Annotated in this window: 12 protein-coding genes and 1 tRNA gene; 9 read left to right on the forward strand and 4 right to left on the reverse strand. The window is 63.0% G+C overall.

Annotated elements, in window-relative coordinates; translation table 11 throughout:
- Window positions 1-127 precede the first annotated feature (127 nt).
- The 7 genes from recQ (at window position 128) to BJF92_RS02280 (ending at window position 8,845) form a co-directional block, all read left to right on the forward strand.
- Window positions 128-1,990 carry a DNA helicase RecQ gene (gene recQ, locus BJF92_RS02245; RefSeq protein ID WP_075633291.1) on the forward strand — a complete coding sequence of 621 codons (1,863 nt, stop codon included), beginning with the start codon at window positions 128-130 and terminating at the stop codon, window positions 1,988-1,990.
- A gap of 611 nt (window positions 1,991-2,601) precedes the next feature.
- Window positions 2,602-4,653: an RNA polymerase sigma factor RpoD gene (gene rpoD, locus BJF92_RS02250; RefSeq protein WP_075633155.1), complete on the forward strand. Its 2,052-nt coding sequence runs from the start codon at window positions 2,602-2,604 to the stop codon at window positions 4,651-4,653.
- 331 nt (window positions 4,654-4,984) lie between these two features.
- Window positions 4,985-6,121: a DUF930 domain-containing protein gene (locus tag BJF92_RS02255; RefSeq protein WP_075633156.1), complete on the forward strand. Its 1,137-nt coding sequence runs from the start codon at window positions 4,985-4,987 to the stop codon at window positions 6,119-6,121.
- A 313-nt stretch (window positions 6,122-6,434) separates the two neighbouring features.
- A complete protein-coding gene (locus tag BJF92_RS02265) occupies window positions 6,435-6,974 on the forward strand; it encodes a GNAT family N-acetyltransferase (protein ID WP_075633158.1) in 540 nt (179 codons plus the stop codon).
- Between the two features lie 369 nt (window positions 6,975-7,343).
- Window positions 7,344-7,766 (forward strand): secondary thiamine-phosphate synthase enzyme YjbQ, encoded by a 423-nt coding sequence (locus tag BJF92_RS02270; RefSeq protein ID WP_075633159.1) that lies wholly within the window; start codon window positions 7,344-7,346, stop codon window positions 7,764-7,766.
- 34 nt (window positions 7,767-7,800) lie between these two features.
- Window positions 7,801-8,205, forward strand: coding sequence for a nuclear transport factor 2 family protein (locus BJF92_RS02275; RefSeq protein WP_075633160.1), 405 nt, complete (start codon window positions 7,801-7,803; stop codon window positions 8,203-8,205).
- Window positions 8,206-8,479: 274 nt separating this feature from the next.
- The gene (locus BJF92_RS02280) at window positions 8,480-8,845 is read left to right on the forward strand and encodes a hypothetical protein (protein ID WP_075633161.1); all 366 of its coding nucleotides are present in this window, start codon (window positions 8,480-8,482) and stop codon (window positions 8,843-8,845) included.
- A 488-nt stretch (window positions 8,846-9,333) separates the two neighbouring features.
- Here the strand turns inward: BJF92_RS02280 and BJF92_RS02285 are convergent, their stop codons facing one another.
- Window positions 9,334-10,071: an SIMPL domain-containing protein gene (locus BJF92_RS02285; RefSeq protein ID WP_075633162.1), complete on the reverse strand. Its 738-nt coding sequence runs from the start codon at window positions 10,069-10,071 to the stop codon at window positions 9,334-9,336.
- Between the two features lie 661 nt (window positions 10,072-10,732).
- Between BJF92_RS02285 and BJF92_RS02290 the strand changes: the two genes are divergently transcribed.
- Window positions 10,733-10,808, forward strand: a tRNA-Ile gene (locus tag BJF92_RS02290).
- A gap of 174 nt (window positions 10,809-10,982) precedes the next feature.
- Here the strand turns inward: BJF92_RS02290 and BJF92_RS02295 are convergent.
- The 3 genes from BJF92_RS02295 to BJF92_RS02305 form a co-directional block, all read right to left on the reverse strand.
- Window positions 10,983-11,408, reverse strand: a complete 426-nt coding sequence (locus BJF92_RS02295; protein WP_245294642.1) for a hypothetical protein — start codon at window positions 11,406-11,408, stop codon at window positions 10,983-10,985.
- 79 nt (window positions 11,409-11,487) lie between these two features.
- Complete coding sequence (locus tag BJF92_RS02300; RefSeq protein WP_143523859.1) at window positions 11,488-12,354, reverse strand: DUF4747 family protein; 867 nt, start codon at window positions 12,352-12,354, stop codon at window positions 11,488-11,490.
- A 275-nt stretch (window positions 12,355-12,629) separates the two neighbouring features.
- Window positions 12,630-13,079: a GatB/YqeY domain-containing protein gene (locus BJF92_RS02305; RefSeq protein ID WP_075633165.1), complete on the reverse strand. Its 450-nt coding sequence runs from the start codon at window positions 13,077-13,079 to the stop codon at window positions 12,630-12,632.
- A gap of 555 nt (window positions 13,080-13,634) precedes the next feature.
- Between BJF92_RS02305 and carA the strand changes: the two genes are divergently transcribed.
- Window positions 13,635-14,843 carry a glutamine-hydrolyzing carbamoyl-phosphate synthase small subunit gene (gene carA, locus BJF92_RS02310; protein WP_075633166.1) on the forward strand — a complete coding sequence of 403 codons (1,209 nt, stop codon included), beginning with the start codon at window positions 13,635-13,637 and terminating at the stop codon, window positions 14,841-14,843.
- Window positions 14,844-14,960: the final 117 nt, after the last annotated feature.

Consider the following 14,960-nt stretch of genomic DNA (forward strand, 5'->3'; position numbering starts at 1 on the left):
CAAGACGGACGTCAGCTTCATGGCCTGGATCTTCCTGCGCGCGACACACCTTCGACTCAAATGAATGTCAACGCGCCTTAGAAAGCGATAGGCGCGCCAGGGGGAATCAGGCAGAATGCGCCGCACCATGACCTCATCTCCCATCATGACGATGTTCGACCGCGCCGTTTCCCAAGGGCGCGGTGCCCCGCTCGACGTGCTCAAGTCCGTCTATGGCTATCCTGCCTTTCGCGGCCAGCAGGCCGATGTGGTGTCGCATGTGACCGGCGGCGGCGATGCCGTCGTGCTGTTTCCGACCGGTGCGGGCAAGTCGCTCTGCTTCCAGATCCCGGCGCTCTGCCGGCGCGGCGTCGGCATCGTCGTCTCGCCGCTGATCGCCCTGATGCGCGACCAGGTGGAGGCGCTGAAACAGCTGGGCGTCAGGGCTGCAGCGCTTAATTCCGCCCTGTCGCGGGAAGAATATGCCGAGATCCGGCGCGCGATTTCGGACGGGACGCTGGAGCTTCTCTATGTCACGCCCGAGCGCATCACCACGCCGGGCTTCATGGAGCTGATGTCTGGCCTCGATATCGCGCTCTTCGCCATCGACGAGGCTCATTGCGTCTCGCAATGGGGCCATGACTTCCGCCCGGAATATCGCGCGCTTGGCCTCCTGCGCGAGGCCTTTCCCGGCGTGCCGCGCATCGCGCTGACGGCAACGGCCGATCCGCACACCCGCGAGGATATTATCGAGCGGCTGGGGCTGCAGGGCGCGGCGGTGTTCTCCACCAGCTTCGACCGGCCCAACATCTCCTATGCCATTGCCGAGCGCGAACAGCCGCGCCAGCAGCTCCTGCGCTTCCTGTCACGCCATGAGGGCGCGAGCGGCATCGTCTATTGCCTCTCGCGCGCTAAGGTGGAGGAAACGGCGGAGTGGCTGAACATGCAGGGCATCAAGGCCCTGCCCTATCACGCCGGCATGGACCGCGCGCTGCGCGACGCCCATCAGGATGCCTTCCTGAAGGAGGAGGGCCTGTGCCTCGTCGCCACCGTCGCCTTCGGCATGGGCATCGACAAGCCCGATGTACGCTATGTCGCCCATCTCGACCTGCCGGGATCGGTCGAGGCCTATTACCAGGAGACCGGCCGCGCGGGCCGCGACGGCCTGCCGTCGGAGGCCTGGATGTTTTATGGCATGGCCGACGTGATGCAGCGCCGGCGGATGATCGACGAGGGCAATGCCGCCGATGAGATCAAGCGGGTGGAGCGCGGCAAGCTCGATTCGCTTCTGGCCATTTGCGAAACCGCCACCTGTCGCCGTCAGGCGATCCTCGCCCATTTCGGCGAGGCCCATCCCGGCGGCTGCGGCGCCTGCGACACCTGCCTCAATCCGGTGGAGACCTGGGACGGCACGGAAGCCGCGATCAAGGCGCTGGCCGCCATCTACCGCACCGGGGAACGCTTCGGCGTCGGCCATCTGATCGACGTGCTCACCGGCGTGGAGAACGAGAAGACGCAGCGCTTCGGCCATACGTCCATGCCGGTCTTCGGCGCGGGCAAGGATCTGGCGCCCAAGGTCTGGCAGTCGGTCTATCGCCAGCTGCTCGCAGCCGGCCTGGTGCGGGTCGACCACACGGCCTATGGCGCGCTCAAACTGGAGGAGGATGCCCGCTCCGTCTTCCGCCGGGAGCGGACCGTGCTCCTGCGCAAGGACCGGGCGGTGGCAACCGGCAAGCGCGCGGCCAAGGGCACCAAAGGAGCCGACAGCGCCCGCTCGACCCTCTCCGGCCGCGATCTCGCGCTGTTCGAGGACCTGCGCGCCTTGAGGGCAAAGCTGGCCAAGGAGATGAACGTCCCGCCCTATGTCATCTTCCCAGATACGACGCTGATCGCGCTTGCCCAGGCGCGGCCGGCCAGTCTTTCGGCGCTGACCGGCATTCCAGGGATCGGAGAGACCAAGCGCGCGCGCTTCGGAGACGCCTTCCTGGACGCCATTCGCGCGGCCTCCTGAAGGATTGGACCGGCCTGCGGGATACGGATGCCATCGGCCAATCCTGGCCAATCCATGGCGTTATCAGGGGAATCCTTCGGTTGGAGCGATTCGCACTCGTCTTCCGCTGTCGATGGAACATGCGTAAACTGGCCTTCCGGCCTTCCATCAAGGATTCGATCCTTGGTCATCCACAGGACGAACCTGGTTTTGATCGAAACGAAGGAAAGGCTTGGGCGGGCGGGCGGCCTTGTCTTTTTCCCAGGCATTCCTACATGTTGCGACGGTATGACAGGCAAAGGATCCGCTCGCGCCCCGACCTTTTTGCGAAGCCGCCGCTAAATTTCGCTGGAAAAGCTTGACTGTTGGGGAAATTCTGGGAATCACCATTTTTGGACCCAGTGCGAGTTGGATACGGCGGATACGGCCATCATGCAAGTGATGTTGAACGCGTGCTGCTGTCGCAGCCTGTCGGCTGGACCACGATGATGTGCGTGGTTAATCCAGAATTAAAGACCGACCCTTTACGTCAGGGAACTTAAGTGAGCGGTGGGACAGGAATCGTCCCGGGCCTTAGTCACAAGGCGCACCGCCAAATGCGTTAAAGGCCTGTCCAAGGAAAGCGACGAAGAATGGCAACCAAGGTCAAAGAGAACGAAGAAGCTGAGTCGGAACGCGACGGTGCGCCGGATGGTCCGCTTCTCGATCTCTCCGATGACGCGGTCAAAAAGATGATCAAGGCCGCCAAGAAGCGCGGCTACGTCACCATGGACGAGCTGAATTCCGTCCTGCCCTCGGAAGAGGTGACCTCAGAGCAGATCGAAGACACGATGGCCATGTTGTCCGACATGGGCATCAATGTCGTCGAGGATGACGAGGTCGACGAGAACGCAGCCGGCGAGGAGGAGGAATCCTCCGAGGAAGGCGAGAGCGAGGGCGGCGAGCTGGCCACCACAGGCAGCACCGCCGTGGCCACGACCAAGCGCAAGGAACCGACGGACCGCACCGATGATCCGGTGCGCATGTATCTGCGCGAGATGGGCTCGGTGGAGCTTCTGTCGCGCGAGGGCGAAATCGCCATCGCCAAGCGCATCGAGGCCGGCCGCGAGACCATGATCGCCGGGCTCTGTGAAAGCCCGCTGACCTTCCAGGCCATCATCATCTGGCGCGACGAGCTGAACGAAGGCCAGACGCTGCTGCGCGAGATCATCGATCTCGAAACCACCTATTCCGGCCCCGAGGCCAAGGCGGCGCCGCAGTTCCAGAGCCCCGAGAAGATCGAGGCCGACCGCAAGGCTGCCGAGGAGAAGGAAAAGACCCGTCGTCCGCGTCCGATGGCCGATGACGACATCACCAATATTGGTGGCGACATGCCGCCGCCGGAAGAAGAGGAAGAGGACGACGACGAGTCCAACCTCTCGCTGGCGGCCATGGAAGCCGAGCTGCGCCCGCAGGTCATGGAGACGCTCGACCGCATCGCCGAGACCTACAAGAAGCTGCGCAAGCTGCAGGACCAGCAGGTGGAGGCGCGCCTGAGCGATGCCGCCACGCTCTCGCCGGCCCAGGAGAAGAAGTACAAGGAGCTGAAGGACGAGCTGATCACGGCGGTCAAGTCGCTGTCGCTCAACCAGAACCGCGTCGACAATCTCGTCGAGCAGCTGTACGACATCAACAAGCGTCTGGTGCAGAACGAAGGTCGTCTGCTGCGCCTGGCCGAATCCTATGGCGTCAAGCGCGACTCCTTCCTCGAGAACTACACCGGCTCCGAGCTCGACCTGAACTGGGTCAAGGGCATCGCCGTCCTGCCGCAGCGCGGCTGGAAGGATTTCGCCGCCAAGGAAGAGCGCAACATCAGCAAGATTCGCGCCGAGATCCACAATCTGGCGACGGAAACCGGCATTTCGATCTCGGAATTCCGCCGCATCGTCCATATGGTGCAGAAGGGCGAGCGCGAGGCGCGCATCGCCAAGAAGGAAATGGTCGAGGCCAATCTGCGTCTCGTCATCTCCATCGCCAAGAAATACACCAATCGCGGCCTGCAGTTCCTGGACCTGATCCAGGAAGGCAATATCGGCCTGATGAAGGCGGTGGACAAGTTCGAGTACCGGCGCGGCTACAAGTTCTCGACCTATGCCACCTGGTGGATCCGGCAGGCGATCACCCGTTCGATCGCCGACCAGGCCCGCACGATCCGCATTCCGGTGCACATGATCGAGACGATCAACAAGATCGTGCGCACCTCGCGCCAGATGCTACACGAGATCGGCCGCGAACCGACCCCGGAAGAGCTGGCCGAGAAGCTGGCCATGCCGCTGGAAAAGGTGCGCAAGGTCCTGAAGATCGCCAAGGAGCCGATCTCGCTCGAAACGCCCGTAGGTGACGAGGAAGACAGCCATCTCGGCGACTTCATCGAGGACAAGAACGCGCTGCTGCCGATCGACGCCGCCATCCAGGCGAACCTGCGCGAGACGACCACCCGCGTGCTCGCCTCGCTCACCCCGCGTGAGGAACGTGTTCTGCGCATGCGCTTCGGCATCGGGATGAACACCGACCACACGCTGGAAGAAGTCGGCCAGCAGTTCTCGGTCACGCGCGAGCGCATTCGCCAGATCGAGGCCAAGGCGCTGCGCAAGCTCAAGCATCCGAGCCGCTCGCGCAAGCTGCGCAGCTTCCTGGACAGCTGAGCCTGTCTCAAACAGCGCTTTGCGCCAGCCACTCTCCTGATGAAACCCGGCCGGGACACTGGCCGGGTTTTTTCTTGCCCTGCGGTCTGTTGATCTGGTTTCTTCTGTGCCAGCTTTTGGAAGCCGGATTGCCGGAAAGAGCAGCCTTCCCTTTTGAAAACCTTCACCGCTCCAGTCTTTGTGAATGCCCGCCCCTCGCCTGCCGGCCGTTTCGTGGTTAGAGCTTCTTGCGAAGGCATGTGCCGCAAGACGGCCCGGCCGGCCATGATGTTCCTCGCGACAGCGCATGAGGACAGGCCAGGGATCGCGGCGGTTTGGGATGAACGCGGGAATGCAGGAGACACCCAAGGATACAGGCGCTCCCTCGGTGGCGCCCGTGGAAACGCCGTCAGGGCCGCCCCTGGCGGCACACGCCGAACCTGCGCGCAAAGCTGCGCGCTGGGGTCTCGTCCTCTCCGTGCTTGCGCATCTCCTGCTCGTTGCCGGCTTCCTCGCCAGCCCCGCTTTGCCGGATCTCAAGCCACCGCAGGAGGAGGCCGTCACCGTCGAGATGGTGCCGCCGCCCGAGCCGGAGAAAAAGCCCGAGCCCGAGAAAAAGGAAGAGCCCAAACCGGAAGACAAAAAGCCGGAGAAAAAGGCTGAAACGCCGCCGCCCGTCTCGCCTCCGCCCCGGGTGGCGATCCGCCCGAAGCTGAGCACCGCGCCGGAGCGCGAGGATCAGCTGGGCGAGACGCAAAGCACGGACAAGACGGTAGAAACCGGCCCCGACGCACGCCCCGACCAGACCGAGGCCGCAAACCCCCAGACGGCCGATCAACCCAGCGCGCCCGACAGGGCGCCGGGCGGCGGCGCCTCCGAGCCGCCAACGCCGAACGCTGCAGAGCCGGAACCGGCCCGTTCCGCCCCGCCGGTCGCTCAGCCAAGCACGGAGCCGCCGCCGGATGCGGCCAAGGCCGACCCCGCCGCCCTTGCCGAAGCACCGACGAGCGACGAGGGCGAGGCCCAGGCCAGCCTGCCGCCCGCCGATGACGGCTTCTCGCCCACCCTGCCCGACCGGAACGCACCCACGCCGAGCGCCCGCCCGGCCTCGGCCGATGCATCTGCCGGCGCGGGCGGCGGCCGCGCGCTGAAGGCAGCCAAGGTCATGAACGACGCGCCGATGCTGAGGGACCCGCTCGCCCGCTTCGCTCTGGGGCAGATGCCGCGCAAGCAGCAGATCAGAAACCTCTGCGTGTTCGAGGCAGCAGCTCAGGTGCGGCGCGCGCGGCCGGACAGCAATCCCGAAGGCTTCTGGCTGGGCGACCCTGTTGGAAACACCCTGACGGCGCCGGAGAGCCGTTACCGGAGCCGCGGCAAGCAGTACCGCATCGATTTCACCTGCACCGTCAACCTCAACAACCTCACCGTGACGGATTTCCGCTTTCGCCTGGGGCCCGAGCTGCCAGCCAGGACGGAAAAGACGCAGTAGCGCAAGGGGGCGTCACGGGACGTCAAGGGATCGCTCGCGGATCACATGGGGCAGAGCCTGTGACCGTTCTGCGGGCGCGGCGCCCTCTTCCTTTCCGGGCATTTGCTTGACAAAGACGAGCAGCCTCCGCCATTCTCTTCCCATGATCATCGCCCGCCTCATGCTCACGACCGTGCTTTGCACGTCCCTTGCCGGACGTGGGCGGTCGGTCATGCGCTGAAAATGATCTGACTGCCCGCAACCGGCCCTCACGGACCGGCTGCGCGACAGAAAATGGCACCGGTCCCGGCTCTCGTCTTTCAAGGACCCTGTCATGCCCCATGCCCCTTTCGACGTCTCCGCTCCCTCAGGAATCATCATACGCGCCGCCGAGCCGTGCGATGCCATCGGCCTGGCACGGCTTTCCAACCAGCCGGGCTATCGCCATGGAACACTGCGCCCGCCCTTCCAGAGCGAGGAGGCAACCCGGCAATGGCTGACGGCCGGCGGCGCCAAACGGCTCGCGCTCGTCGCGGTCGAAGGGGAATCGGTTGTCGCCGCCGGCGGGCTGCATCGTTTCGAGGGCCGCCGCCAGCATGCCGCCGAGCTCGGCATCGGCGTGGATGACGCCTGGCAGCGGCGCGGTGTCGGCCGGGCGCTGCTGGCCGCGCTGCTCGACAGCGCTTTCAACTGGCTGCAGATCCGCCGGGTCGAACTCACCGTTTTCACCGACAATCACCCGGCCATCGCGCTTTACCGCCGCTTCGGCTTCGTGGAGGAAGGCCGCCTGCGCGGCTATGCCTTCCGCGAGGGCGATTATGCCGATGTGCTGGCCATGGCGCTGCAAGTGGACGGACACGCAGCGGCGGCGTGATATTATCGGCAAGCTTTGGCTGAACGGAAGCAAGTGATACCGTTTCCGGTTGCTCAAACCGGAAACCGTATTCTTCCCATCGAAAATCTGGCCTTCCGGCCAGAGATTTTCGATGGTGCTTGTTTCCGGTTGGCGAAGCGATCAGCCGGAAACCGTATGACAAAGCCGGGCCGTATTTTCCGGTTGAAAGCCTGAATGCCTGCAGCATGTTTGCAGGACGATCGACAGAATGCAGGGCAGGGCAGGACACGCCCAGCCCTGCGGCGGTCCGAGGCCGTTTCCTCGAAAGCCGATGAGGAAGCGCCGGTCGGCGCGCAATCCTGCCGGAACCATCTGCTAGATCCGGCGCCATCCCCTTGGAGGAGCCCCATGCCCCAGACCCTTCTCACCCTCCAGACCCGCGGCGCCGGTCTTTACGAGTTTACACGTGAGGCCGCGCAGTTCGTGCGCGACAGCAGCGTGCAGGAAGGCCTGCTCACCCTATTCGTGCGCCATACATCCTGCTCTCTGCTGATCCAGGAAAATGCCGATCCCGATGTGCGGCGCGATCTCGACGCCTTCTTCGCCCGGCTGGTGCCACCCGCCGATGACCCCGGCATGGGCTGGATCGTCCACCGCGACGAGGGCCCTGACGATATGCCGGCCCATATCAAGGCGGCGCTGACGGCCGTGTCGCTCGGCGTGCCGGTGGGCGGCGGCCGGCCCTTGCTCGGCACCTGGCAGGGGCTCTATCTTTTTGAACATCGCGACAGACCGCACCGGCGCGAGATCGTGGCGCATCTCAGCGCCTGAGACGGACGGGCGAAACCCGGGGAGAGGAGAGCAGATGACGGACGCACAGACCCTGGCCAGCCGCTTCATGGAGGCGCTGAACGCCCGCGATTTCGGCGCGATCGCCACCCTGCTCCACGAGGACGCCGCACTGGATGCCCTGGCCGGCGTCCGGGTCGTGGGCGCGGAACCCTTTCGCCTGGCGGTGATCCAGTATCTGCGCCATTTCGATGAGAGTTTCGGCGATATCGTGGTGCTTCATGACGCCTATGGCCAGCGCGCCGCCATCGACACCACTGCGCGCGGCCATTACCGCGAAACGCAGGACGGCTTTCCGCCGGCCGCGGACCAATCCTATTCGATCCCCAGCCTCTTCGTGTTCGAGGTGGAGGCCGGCCTGATCATCCGCGTCTCGCACTACCGCAACCTGCGCCTGTTCGAGGCGCAGCTTCTGCGTTAGCGCATGGCGGCATCCCGCCTCACGGCCAAAGAGCCGGGGCATACCGGCTGAACCTGGGGTGAACGGCCGGTTCCGTTTGCGTTCAGTTTCACCGACATAAGGTGTGACCATGCCAGCCGGTCGGGCCCCGTAAAATCGAAGGTTGCCGGCATAAGGCACAATGACACTGCGGAGCTCAAGGGGTCGATAAACCCTGCGCTTCGCGGTTTATCCGGATCCGCCACGTTTGCCTCGGCAGGCAGGACGGCGGGTCCAAGCAAGGGAGATCGACACCATGAAAACCATGCTTGCCCGCCTGGCGCTTGCCGGCTTCGTTACCCTGTCCGGCTTTGCCGCCACCCAGGCCTCGGCCGGAAACCTGACGGTCGGCATCTATGCCGGCGAGGCCATGCCGGTTCAGTATCGCGATGAGCGCGACTGGCGCGGCGGCCCGCCTCCCGGGCCTCGCCATGGCTGGCGGCCCGAGCGTGCCGGCCGCTGCGCGCCCTGGCTGGCGGAAGACAAGGCCCGCGCCTATGGCCTGCGCCGCACCCGCGTCGTCGCCGTCACGCCCCGCCGGGTGATCGTCGAAGGCCGCCGCTTTGGCGACTTCCGTCGCATCAGCTTCGCCAATGTCCGCGGCTGCCCTGCGCTGCGATAAGCGCCACGAACAATCTGCTCATGGATCGGCCCGCATCAAGATGCTTGATGCGGGCCGATGGCGTTAAAGACGGGCGCAGTGCGCGACGGACGGGCGGGAGGTCGGGCAGGCAACAGCAAGAGCGCGGTCTGGTGTCACCATCCCTGATCTGCCTTGATCGCAGGCTGGCAGGCAAACCAAGCACTTTCTTCGCCCGCAAGCCAGCCCAGCTGCATTGCAGCGCTCGATAGAGACCGCGCGGGTGTCATAGCCCTCTTTACAATGACCGCTCTGTGTCTTTGGGCGCCGAAAGGCCTGCGGCACCCGGCGCCGGCATCAGCTGCTCCCTCAGGGAATGATATCGAGCGCACAGGCCATCCAAGACGTGCCGCTTGCCGATGGCAAATGGCCATGTCTGGGCGTCAGATGATCGCATGGGCCAAGCACGCTGTGCTCGGCCCTTCGATTTCACGCTTTGCGTAGGCCGACGGCGATTCTCAGCCAGACCGTCAGTTCACGATCTCGAACTGCATATCGACATTGACGGTGACGCTGCTCTCACCGGCGGCGACAGGAACGGCTTCCGCGGCCATATCCTTGGCCATGGCGCGCGCCATCATCGGCACTGGCTCCATCCGCCCGGCCTGCTCGCGCACGTCCACCACCTTGCCGAGCGTGATGCCTGCGGCCTGCGCCAGCGTGCGCGCCTTGGCCATGGCATCGGCAACGGCCGCCTTGCGGGCCTCTTCCTGCAGGGCTTCGGGCTTATCGATCGAGAACTGGATGCCGCCGCCCTGGTTGACGCCGAGCGTCACCGCCTGGTCGAGGATCTCGCCCAGCTTGTCGATCTGGCGCACCCGCACGCTCAGCGTATTGGCGACCTGATAGCCAACGAGCTGCGGCGGATGGTTGTCGCCCTCCTTGTTCTGCGGATAGACATATTGCGGATTGATGGCGAAGCCCGAGGTCTGCAGGTCGCGCGGCTCGATGCCCTGCGCCTTCATCGCCTCCAGCACCTTGGCCATGGCCGCATTGTTGCCGGAGAGCGCAGCGCGCGCTTCCTTTTCCTGCGTGACGACGCTGAAGCTCACCATCGCCATATCCGGCGCCGCACTCGCCTGCCCTGTGCCCGTCACCGCGATGACCGGACGCTCCGGCTCGGCATGGGCCGCGGGGGAAAAGGCCATGACACCGGCCATAAGCAGGGCGGCGCAGGGCAGCGGACGGAAAACAGACACAAGCTTCATCAAACGCATCTCCAAAACGGATCCTCCAATCGGCAGGCTCTCGGGCTCACCCCTCGGCCCGCCATGACGACACCTCTCCCGTGCACGGGTTCACGGCAGAGGCTCCCCCAATTCATGTCAACCGCATCGCGCGCGGCGAACCGACTCGGGCACGCGAAATTCTCCCAGATCCCGGGAACATAAAGCACCCATCGAAATCATCCAGCCGCACTGGCGAGACATCCAACACCTATCGCGCATGGCATAAAAATGGCGGCATGCCGCCGCGCGCCTCGCTCATGGTCTGATCTTGACATTTGATCCTCGAGATCGCTGCAGGTGGCTATCAAACGTCAAATTCCTTCCAAGCGACAGGCAAAACCCGGCCCGACACAAAGCGTCCGACCAACAAGCCAGCAGGACAGCAATTCCGCATGATTTGCGCTGAGAAGCCGAGAGCTGCCGACGAGCACCATGCGCAAACCGCGATCTCCGCCGGCCGCAGCCGGATCCGCCGAACACGAAGCCAAACATCCCTTGATCAGGCCAAACATCCCTAGATCAGGAATGTGCGGTGATTACGACCATCCCTTGCCGCTTGCGCCGATTTCGTCTAGAGCCAGAACACGGCCGGCGCCCATTGACGCCGCCACCGCCCGCCTTTGTCATAAAGGCCCGGGCCGGGCCTGTAGCTCAATGGTTAGAGCCGGCGGCTCATAACCGCTTGGTTGGGGGTTCGAGTCCCTCCGGGCCCACCATTCATGTTGCCTCTGATGATGATCGGTATGTGCTTTGGCGATCAGCGTGTAACCAAACGCGACTTTTCGAAATTTTGACACGTAAATTTGGAATTTTGATTTTCTGGCGTAAGCAACATAGTGGCTTTTTCGCCTGCTCACTCTTCGGATTTTAGAATGCCTCTAGATTTGTACTTAATTGTCATCGGAGGGCTTCGAGGGGTCGTCCCTCTCGGGCAATGAGCCGCTGGCGTTAAAAATCTGGGCAGTACCCAACAGCTGGCCTGCGGTGGCAAGCCCAACTAGAATCGCATACGTAAAACTCAGAAAACCTACAACTGACGTGCCATCGTTCGGATAGGCCATGCAAAGAAGCGCCAAAATAATCGCCAGGGTTTGCACCAGGATGAAGTGGTAAAAGTTCGCGACGACCGTCACAAAATAGGACGTCGGGGAGCCACTTTGGGTGATGGCGCGAAAGATGCTGGCGTTAGAGAACGCCAGCATGATGGCCATGCCGCCCATCGAAAATCCAAGCATGCTTGGAACTGTGTCGATAGCTGTTTGCGCCCATAACCGCTGTCCTTCATTGTTGACGCTTCGCCAGAATGGAAACAGCAACCCAGTCAGTCCGGCAGCGATATATAGGTAAGGTGACCCGAAAAGCGCTTTAAATCCGCCGTATAACAACCAGTAGGTTCTAAAGATCTTGACTGCCGGCTTTGCGGACCATCGTTTCTTTAGCGACCTGAAGTGCGAGAGCAAGGTAACCACCAACTTCTCCCAGGGCTTTACGGATGACACGAGGATAGGCTCGGGTGCTGAACTCAATTTTGTTGCCATCGTCGTCTCTCCCGGTTCCTTCGACGTATCCATTTGTTTCGGCAACCTCGGCCTGCGCTCGTGTCCGCTGATTAGGGTCGATACCTTCAGACTGGGCCGCCGCCACTAGGATGATGTCCTGACTGCGAGCGCCCTGCTCCATCAGTTCATCAAGTACAGTAGCTGGATCTATGTCGTCTGCATTGGGCCGGACTAGGTGGATCTTAAGTCTCTTAAGTACGGGCATCGACAAGATCCGTTTGAGGGCATCCTCTTCAGGCACGACTGTCACTTCCACGGCTGGCATGTCTTTGCCAATTATTTCTGGACTGAATAGTTTTCGAAAGATCTTTGCGGCGCTGCCGGGAGATAGGCGCTTTCCGAACTCGTTCCTGGTCTCAAGGAACAGCATGTGGTCCTGGACACGCAGTGTGTAAAAAAAGACCCTCCCGTTGAAACCGATGTTGGGGGGAAGTTCCAGGTCCAAGTCGTCGAAATCGACCGGATCTAGATTATCGAGATTCATTGCCTGCTCAGTGGTGTCGATCTCGACCCATGTGGCTAGCCTTCCTTGGAAAAAGCCATCATCTGCTTCGCGAGGAGCTGAAACTGTCGCGAAATGAGAGCCAAGGTAGTTCACCTTCTTTTTTGCTGCTCGCTCTAGAAGGCTCACGTAAATCCCACTTGGGTGCGGGTTTGCGGCGATGTTAAGAACTGCGTACTCGATAGATGGATTACGCTGCATGGAGCCCCCCACAACCTCTCTGGTGCAGATAAGCACATGTTTTTCTCCGCCCCAACGTGATTTATCCGTAGTTCAAGCTGGATGCCGATACCCTTGCTCAGCCGGGAGGCTCTTCATTGGAAATGATTACCTCTTTCACATGCTTGCTAAGGCCATTCCCACTGATCGAATAGACACAATCGACCTCCTCGATCGGAAACATTGAAAACTTCTCGAAGAGGCCTCGAACGCATTTAAAGACAGGATGAACTGGCCAGCCATCCGCCCTGCCTTCCTTACTTCAACAGCTCCTTCAGCACCCCCGAAGCCTTGGAGAAGTCCATCTGGCCGGCGTGGCGCTCTTTAAGCAGGGCCATCACCTTGCCCATGTCGCGGGGCGAGGTGGCGCCCGCGTCGGTGATGGCGGCCTGGACGACGTCGCGGATCTTTTCCTCGGAAAACTGCTCCGGCTGGAATTCGCTGATGATGGCGATTTCCGCGCGTTCCTGCGCGGCGAGTTCCGGGCGGCCGGCCTCGTCATAGACGCGGGCGGATTCCTCGCGCTGCTTGACCATCTTGGCGAGGATCTGCAGCAGCTCCTCGTCGCTGGCGGCCTCCTTGCCGGCGCCGCGATTGGCGATGTCGCGGTCCTTCAGCGCGGCCTGGACAAGCCGCAGGGTGGACACGCGAAGGGCATCCTTGGCCTTCATCGCCGTCTTCAGGGCCTCGCTGATTGCATCACGCATCGTCGTCATCCTTTCATCTCGTGCGCCGGCGCCGCGGGCTTTTCCGTAAAGCGCTGTGCGGGGCAGGCCTGGTTTGCTGGCTGTGTTCTCGCGCCGATCCGATCAGGCGCCAGCGCCTGGCGGTCTTTTAGAGCATCGGACCGAAACGTGGGAACCGGTTTTCCGTCCGCTGCCCTCGATGGAATCATCGCGGGAAGACAAAGCCTGTCTTGCGGCTTGATATAGGCGGGCGAAGCGCCGTTCCCAAGCGCCTGTCGGCACGGCGGGTCGCATGGCGCCGAGCGACACCAAGATGGCCTCTGAAACAAGCGGTTGGTCGGGTCTTGTGACGGGATAAAGCCTGCAAGCGCCTGCCCACGGCCGCGCGCGGGGTTGACCGGTCTTATGCCAGGGTCTATGTCCGGCACCTGCACGAAATTTGCCGAACACGCCGCGAAGCGCTGCGCCGACCCGCGCCGCCGCTTCGGGCAGGAATGGCGCGCGGGCCTTTGATGGCGCGATTGGGCTTCATGAGGGAGCCCGCCGCCGCCCGCCGGAACGGGATGACTGAAGACGATGAGCGCGACGACCCCCTGGACGACTGAGACGCCGACCGCCCTCCTGGTGCTGGCGGATGGAACCGTGATCGAGGGCAAGGGCGTGGGCGCCACCGGCGTCATCGAGGCGGAAGTCTGCTTCAACACGGCGCTGACCGGCTATCAGGAAATCCTCACCGATCCCTCCTATCTCGGCCAGATCGTCACCTTCACCTTCCCGCATATCGGCAATATCGGCGCCAATGGCGAGGATATCGAGGACCTGACGCCTGCCGCCCGGCGCGGCGCGGTCGGCGTGATCTTTAAGGCCGACATCACCGACCCCTCGAACTACCGCTCCGCCCAGCATCTCGACCAGTGGCTGAAGACGCGCGGCGTCATTGGCCTCTCCGGCATCGACACCCGCGCGCTGACGGCCTGGATCCGCGAGAACGGCGCGCCGAATGCGGTGATCGCCCATGATCCGAACGGCCAGTTCGACATCGAGGCGCTGAAGGCGCGCGCCAAGGCCTGGAGCGGGCTGGAAGGCCTGGATCTGGCCAAGGAAGCGACTTCCGGCCAGTCCTCGCAATGGAACGAGAAGCCCTGGGTCTGGAACGAAGGCTATGACGAGGCCAAGCCCGAAGAGGCCGCCTATCACGTCGTCTGCCTGGATTATGGCGTCAAGCGCAACATTCTGCGCCTGTTCACCGGGCTCGATTGCAAGGTCACGGTTCTGCCGGCTTCGGCCAAGGCCGAGGATGTTCTGGCGCTCAATCCGGATGGCGTCTTCCTGTCCAACGGCCCTGGCGACCCGGCCGCCACGGGCGAATATGCCGTTCCCGTGATCCAGGAGCTGATCAAGACCGACCTGCCGATCTTCGGTATCTGCCTGGGCCACCAGATGCTCGGCCTGGCACTGGGCGCGAAGACCGAGAAGATGCATCAGGGCCATCACGGCGCCAATCATCCGGTCAAGGACCATACGACCGGCAAGGTCGAGATCGTCTCGATGAACCACGGCTTCGCGGTCGCCTCCGCCTCCCTGCCCGAGGGCGTGGAGGAGACCCATGTCTCGCTGTTCGATGGCTCCAATTGCGGCCTGAAGATCACCGGCAAGCCGGTCTTCTCCGTCCAGCATCACCCGGAAGCCTCGCCTGGCCCGCAGGACAGCCACTATCTCTTCCGCCGCTTCATCAACCTGCTGCGGGAAAAGAAGGGCGAGCCGGCGCTGGCCGAGCGGGCCTGACCTTTCTTCTGCTTCGCACGGAATCAAAAATGCCGCCCCGAAAGGGCGGCATTTTTGTTGGACGGAGGGGAATGGCTGGCTGGAGCATCGGACCGAAAAGTGGGAATCGGTTTTCGG

Origin of the sequence: Xaviernesmea rhizosphaerae, from assembly GCF_001938945.1 — a bacterium.
Taxonomy (GTDB): domain Bacteria; phylum Pseudomonadota; class Alphaproteobacteria; order Rhizobiales; family Rhizobiaceae; genus Xaviernesmea; species Xaviernesmea rhizosphaerae.